This is a genomic window from Acinetobacter kyonggiensis (assembly GCF_900107285.1).
In the GTDB taxonomy this organism is placed as follows: domain Bacteria; phylum Pseudomonadota; class Gammaproteobacteria; order Pseudomonadales; family Moraxellaceae; genus Acinetobacter; species Acinetobacter kyonggiensis.
The window spans coordinates 1-3,197 of sequence record NZ_FNPK01000062.1 but is presented as its reverse complement, the minus strand read 5'-3'; the positions used below and the strand labels follow the sequence as shown (position 1 = coordinate 3,197).

The following is a 3,197-nucleotide window of genomic DNA, read 5'->3' as shown; positions in this document are numbered from 1 at the left end:
AAAAGATTGAAAACCATTTTAAAGCTTTCGACTTAACCTTTTTTTACATCAATAATGGCTTCATTTAATGTCAGCATACTTTTTGAAACACCACCTGTGTATCTTGTATTGGAAAGATATTAAAAACAATATTTATATTATCGATGGGGCGCATCGTCTTTCGAGTATTTATGCGTGGATCAATCGCTATTTTGCTGATGAACAAGTCAATCAAGCACCTAACTTTAATGACCAACAGAAAGAGGATATTCGTTACCTCCGAAGTCATTTAGGGGATCTGGCTGACTTCCAAAAAATTTGTACTGATGCCAAATTTGCAGAACAAAAGTCCAAATTAGAAGATATTAAAATCAGTTTCAGGCAAGTGCTTGGTACTCCAGAAGATGCACGACGCGTATTTCAATCAATTAACTCAGATACTAAACGCCTGGATAAATATGAGGAATATCATCTAAGAAGTCGGGGGAGTGATGCATATTATGCGATCTATGCCTGTTGCTATATCAATGACAATAAATCCAATTTAGAAGAGCTTCAATATACGCGTTTAAATGAGCTGATCGAGTTGGGGGAGAAGATCCATCAGCTGCTTTTCTCTACCATCTTATTAGACACTGAAATGAGTCATGGCAAAAAAATTGGCTTGGTCAATGAACTCATGAATATCATTGCGGGTGATCAGATTCATAATATTATGAACCTGAATCAGGGTGAACGCGTTGAAAAGCTCATGTCGCATCTGTTTACGATCCTTTGCAGAATGGCAACTCCTGTAAAAAATACTGGGGTTCCGAGTTTGGGTTTACATCCATTCTTATATTTTTATAAAGACCAGCGTTTTCAGATTACTTCCTTTCTCGCATGGTTTGCTATTGTGTTTGAAATTCATGAAAGCATCATGCAGATTCATCATAGAACGATTAGCTTTAAAGAGTTTACACGCGTCCGCAGTAGTATTGAATTCTTGATTGCCAATTTTCCAGTGGCGATCACTGAAACGATCGGCAAGTTCGGGAGTGGGATTAAAGGCTATGATCGACTGCAAATCGTTTATAAGGCCTTTATCTGTTTAAGCCTAGAAATGGATATTGATTTTAAAGATAAAGAATGCCTGAATACCTTCATTTTGTCGATGTCAAAGGCTTTTAAGTACATCAACTTTAACGAGTTTTACTCTGAAAGATTTTTGGGTAATTATGATAAAGTGGTTGTAGAGCATGTAGTCGGATATGTGGAATCGATTAGCCCGATCTCTCGATCAAAGCCCAAGGCCTTTTCAGCATTAACCAAAAATTTGCTTAAGCACAATTTTCTGGTGGGTAATCATAACTTTTGCCCCATTTGTGATGGATTAATCTATCTCGATTCTACTGAATCGGATCATCGGATTGCCAAAGCCGCAGGTGGCCAAGGGGTGCTAGAGAATGGTCTGCTGGTTCATCCACTTTGTAATAGAATGAAATCAGATCTCAGCTTAGAAGAGATCAGAGCGGATTTGTTTGGTGAGTTATTGTATTAATCAGCAGGGCTATGATCTTGTTTTCTCAAGTGTATTAATTAATGATAAATCACATGATTCAACTTTTGATATATTCAGCCAGTGTAGCTTTTCTTAATTAAATGCAGAATCATAGCTAGAACCTAGCTGTAGTTTCTGAATGACCGTCAAGGTCCTTAGTTTTGCCCATTGATCCCTCTCTGGGCATTTTTTTTGATCAAAATATAACGCTATTCTTGCTAAAAATTATGTGTAGATAGGTCTAGATAAATTTTTATTCCATTTACTGCAAATTATTGGATAAACTAACCAGCTATTCTTGTTTATGGTCTACCAGTCATTTCCATTCCAAGTAGACCATCAAGATATAAAACTACATAGCCAATTTTGCCGATACCAAACGATTCATACTCACACCACGCTCCGCAGCTTCAAGTGCTAGTTTTTGATGAACCATTGATGGAACACGAACGGCAAACCGTCCGCTATACTTTTTTTCTGAAAGAGGGATAGGTAATTTCTCATTATTGCTGACCATATCTGCTACGACTTCACCAACAAGATCAACAATTCCTGCGAATGCTTTAGATTGTTCTGCATCAAGCCAAGACAATGATGGAAATTCGGCACATAGACCGACATTGAACCGTACCGGGTTTGTCGGAGACTTTTTTATTTAAGTTAGGCCACCTGACCTAACGGGTTAATCTTATCATAGTACATTGCTTCAAAGTCAAAAGGCGATACATAACCCAGTGCACTGTGTACACGCTTTTTATTGAACCAATCTACCCAGTTTAGTGTCGCAAGTTGTACATCTGCTAAACCTTGCCAATCTGCTTTTAAATATTCAATCACCTCTGTTTTGTATAAGCCATTCACCGTTTCAGCCAGAGCATTATCGTATGAATCACCCGTTGTACCGACTGATGCTCGTAAATTTGCTGCTTCTAAACGATTGGTATAGCGAATGGAAAGATATTGCACACCCCTGTCGGAATGATGAATCACATTCTTTGGCATGCCTCGATCGTGCAATGCTTGCTCCAATGCATCGAGCACCATATCTGTATTCATTCGTGTAGATACTTTCCATCCAACAATTGCTCGTGAAAACACATCAATAATAAAGGCGGTATAGACCCAGCCTGAATGAGTTTGAATATACGTAAAGTCAGCAACCCACAGCTGATCTGGATGATCAGCACTAAAATTACGTTTCACTAAATCATCTGCTCGTTTTTGGTCATCTCGGCTACGGGTGGTTTGTTTATTCTTACCACGCCAAACACCTTGTATACCTAGCTTTTTCATTAATCGAGCAACAGTACAGCGTGCAATAATATAGCCTTCACGTTTCAGTTTTTGCCAGACTTTACGTACACCATATCGACCTGAACTTTCCTTCCAAATTCGTTTAATCTCCTCAGCATGATGCAAGTCATGTAAATCTCGCTTTGCTCGATGTTCTGGATTTTCGCAGAGATCTAGAGTCCGGTAATAGGTTGAAGCTGCGATCGGTAAAATCCTACAAATCGCATCAACACCATATAAGTCTTTATTGTTATGGATGAAATCCACCATTATTTGTGTGGGCGGTCGAGCTCCGCCTGGGCGAAAAAAGCGGCTGCTTTACGTAGAATTTCATTGGCACGCTTTAATTCTTTAATTTCACGTTCCATTTGCTTCATTTTTTCTT

General features: G+C 38.7%; 1 protein-coding gene, 2 pseudogenes and 1 other annotated feature. Of the genes and pseudogenes, 1 reads left to right on the top strand and 2 read right to left on the bottom strand.

All coding sequences use genetic code 11. The features are described 5' to 3' along the window. Positions 1-91: 91 nt before the first annotated feature. A pseudogene (locus BLV99_RS17885) lies at positions 92-1,519 on the top strand (HNH endonuclease signature motif containing protein); the annotation flags it as partial. Between the two features lie 352 nt (positions 1,520-1,871). Here the strand turns inward: BLV99_RS17885 and BLV99_RS17880 are convergent. Both BLV99_RS17880 and BLV99_RS17875 read right to left on the bottom strand, forming a co-directional pair. Further along, positions 1,872-2,111, bottom strand: coding sequence for a toxin-antitoxin system HicB family antitoxin (locus BLV99_RS17880; RefSeq protein ID WP_244516354.1), 240 nt, complete (start codon positions 2,109-2,111; stop codon positions 1,872-1,874). Positions 2,112-2,179: 68 nt separating this feature from the next. Then, a pseudogene (locus BLV99_RS17875) lies at positions 2,180-3,197 on the bottom strand (IS3 family transposase); the annotation flags it as partial. Continuing rightward, positions 3,008-3,124 (bottom strand) — a sequence feature (AL1L pseudoknot). It overlaps the preceding pseudogene by 117 nt.